3 protein-coding genes are annotated in these 3,231 nt (G+C 33.3%); all 3 read left to right on the top strand.

Going from position 1 to position 3,231, the window contains the following annotated elements; translation table 11 throughout:
• The first annotated feature begins 52 nt into the window (after positions 1-52).
• The 3 genes from CXF74_RS20850 to CXF74_RS20840 all read left to right on the top strand — a co-directional run bounded on the left by CXF74_RS20850 (position 53) and on the right by CXF74_RS20840 (position 3,226).
• On the top strand, positions 53-871 hold the full coding sequence (locus CXF74_RS20850; RefSeq protein ID WP_101084498.1) for a hypothetical protein: 819 nt from the start codon (positions 53-55) through the stop codon (positions 869-871).
• Positions 872-1,044: 173 nt separating this feature from the next.
• A complete protein-coding gene (locus CXF74_RS20845) occupies positions 1,045-2,154 on the top strand; it encodes a PIN domain-containing protein (protein WP_101084496.1) in 1,110 nt (369 codons plus the stop codon).
• A gap of 193 nt (positions 2,155-2,347) precedes the next feature.
• The gene (locus CXF74_RS20840) at positions 2,348-3,226 is read left to right on the top strand and encodes a hypothetical protein (protein ID WP_157822496.1); all 879 of its coding nucleotides are present in this window, start codon (positions 2,348-2,350) and stop codon (positions 3,224-3,226) included.
• Positions 3,227-3,231 lie beyond the last annotated feature (5 nt).

Raw genomic sequence — 3,231 nt, 5'->3', positions numbered from 1 at the left:
TGTGTCAGTTTATTTTAAGTAGGTTTCAATAAAATCATAAGAAGGTGTAGTTATGGATAGTTTTAAGTTGCGGAGTTACTCCTATTTTAGTTTTATATTATCTGCTGTTTTTTATAGCAACAGTGCATTTTCACTGTTTTGTTCAGGTTACCTGAACAAAACAGTATCCCCGGTAAGTTTTAGTCAAGCATATAAAATGCTGAAAGTTTTAGAGCCTAAGGGGGAATTTGAAACAAGCGCTGATTATAAAAAAAAGAACAGTGATTCATTTATTCCTAATGAGATTTTGATTTTCAAAAAAGCAGAACGAAATGATGGCGATAATTTTATTTATTACAATGCTGATAGAGAAGAATTAGGCATAAAACAGTTTGCTTTTAATAATATGAATGTTGGAATTTGGTTGGCTAGCCGTAATGCTAATCCAAAGGTTAATATTGACATGATGAGTCAAAATTTTTCTGTAATTGATAGAAAGAAAATTAGCTCTTCTGTTTATAGTGCTTCTAATTCATTTGGCGTTAAAGTTCAAGTTAAAGAAACAAACTATAGTGTAGATGTTTTAGTGGATCCTAGGAAATTACATTTTCTTAAATCTGGGCTATTCCCTAAATACCAAGATAATGAATATTTGGGAGCACTTAATGTGCAGCCAGAGAATGCAAAATTAATCAAGACTTCTGGAAATTTAGCATTTGTTGTAAAGCCAATTTCACCTTATAAAACGACATCTAGCTGGACATTTCCCGAAGCAAAGGTTAATAAGCCATCTCAGGATAATTATGAAGGAAATATACTAGTGGTAAATTTTAAATGTGGTCTTTGGTTGAATAGTCAAAATAAAGTTATTGGCGCATACTCTAGTGAATAATTTTTATTTATAGCTTCTTTATGCCTTTAATTTAAAAACACATAACAAGGCATTTAAACGGAACTAAAACAGTGGGTTACGTTCCGCTTCGCTACACAGTATAACCCACTATTTTAGTCCGCTTAATGCGGCGTTATGTGGCAATTCATATATTTTATTACCCTGGAGTGCATATGAATGAAACTCAAATAAATTTAAAGTACGATGCCATTGTTATTGATACATCAATTTTTGATGGAAATGCCCTAAGACTTGAATCTGGGATGCTTGGCAAGCTCAAGCAATTTAAAGATGGTCCAATTGATTTCATAATGCCTGACATTGTAAAAAATGAAATTCAGTCTCATTTAGAAAAGAAAATCAAAATTGCGAGAAACGCACTGGAAAAATCAATCAATGATGCAAGTGATCATTTGTTTTTCGATGGCAGTGCATTAAATGATGCTAAACAGCATTTAATTAATAGTGATGAAATTGAAAATCTTGCAAAATTAAGATTGGATAATTTTATAGACTCTTCAGGGGCTTGGGTTCTTGAAAGTAACGATTTTATATCTGTTGGAGAGTTAGTTAATAAATATTTTAACAATGAACCTCCATTTTCTGAAACAGGTAAAAAAAAGAATGAATTTCCTGATGCTATAGCATTAATGGCATTAGAGAAATGGGCTGAGCAAAAAAACAAGAAAATTCTCGCTATTGCCAAAGACGGTGACTGGGAGTCATTTTGTAAATTATCTGAGCGTATTGATTGCCAAAGTAACTTAGCGGAGGGCTTGGCTATTTTCAACCAAGCTAATGCTCCGTTTGCATTAAAGAATATGTTAAGTGAAGCCCTCTACGCAGATGAAGCATTCGATTTTTTATCGCAAATTGAAAGTCACCTAGAAGATGAGTTATACGATTTAACTCCTGATCAAGAAGCTGATTCTGTATATTATTGGGTGCCAGAGGGCTCAACAACTAGTTTTGATAGTTTGATTTTAGATCCTGATTTTAAAATAATCGATGTGGCTAAAGAATTGATTGTGCTTGAGGGGCAAGCCTCTATTACAATTAATGCAGAAGGTGAGTTTTCATTATCAGCGGAAGACCCAATCAATTGTGAATATATGTCAATTGGTGGTGTTACTGCTCAAACTAAAGTTGATTTTGAAACTGAGTTGTTAATTACAATTTCAGGGCAACTAGATGGTAATGTAAACGATTTTGAAGTAAAGAGTGTTGAAGTTGTAGACACGCCACACTCTATTAATTACGGTTTAATCGAGCCCGACTTTTAGTCGCCACATAACAAGAGCATTTAAACGGAACTAAAACAGTGGGTTAGGTTACGCTTCGCTACACATTATAACCCACTATTTTAGTCCGCTTAATGCGGCGTTATGAGGCAATCGTAAGTATGTTCTTATATAACAAGTTTTTACTATGCGGTATAATGGAAAGATCAATAATTATTATCAGAGTGAGAGTTTGGTGAAGAAAATATTTCATGCTTTATTATGGATTTCCGCAATCGCTACAATTGTAAGTGCAGGGTTACAGTTGAGGACACCGAATAATGAGATTGAACTGAAGCTTGTCTCTCGCGATCTTTTGACTCGTGCAATTAACGTAGATGGCTTGAAATCTAGTTATATTTATAATGGTGAACCGATCAGTAAATTATGGCAATTACGTTATGTGATTACTAATATTGGTAGTACTTCAATTATAGGGAGCGGTGAAAGGAGTAGCCTTATTAAAGATCATATAACCCTAAAGCTTACTAGCGGTTATAAAATACTAGAATCCTCTTTGAGTTCTGATGAATTTACAATTGAAAATATTTCTGATAATTTAAATTTGAAGTTTTTGCAATGGAAAGCAAATGAAGCAACAGAAATATTATTATATATATCCCAAACAGAGGAAGTCACTGCGCCTGATCTTCAAATTAATGAACGAGAAATTATTGATGGTACAGTAACTCGTTCATCTTTAATTTCTCAAGAAAGCCAAAATATGTATTTATATGAATACCTTCCAGAAATTCCTGCATTATTTTTAAAGTGGGTAATCATTATAACATACGGTGCTATCTTGCTTCTTATGCCTATCGTTATTATTGATACTCTAAATAAAAGCAGAAAATACAAAAATTGGTGTAAAGAATTTATGGGAGAGGTAAATGCTTTAGTACAAAGCCAGCCTGATCTCCCTAAAGATATAAAGAACTGGTCGAATGAACATTGGAAATGTAGTGGTTTAGTGAAACCTAAAATACCAAAGGACAAGTCTAAGGATACTTTGCTAGGTGTTGCTTTAATTTGTTTTTTCTTGGGTGTTCCTTTGTTATTCATGGTTTCTCTGTAAGCCTC

The organism is Psychromonas sp. Urea-02u-13, assembly GCF_002835995.1.
In the GTDB taxonomy this organism is placed as follows: Bacteria; Pseudomonadota; Gammaproteobacteria; order Enterobacterales; family Psychromonadaceae; genus Psychromonas.
The sequence above is the reverse complement of the archived record's forward strand: the minus strand, read 5'-3'. Positions and strand labels throughout refer to the sequence as shown.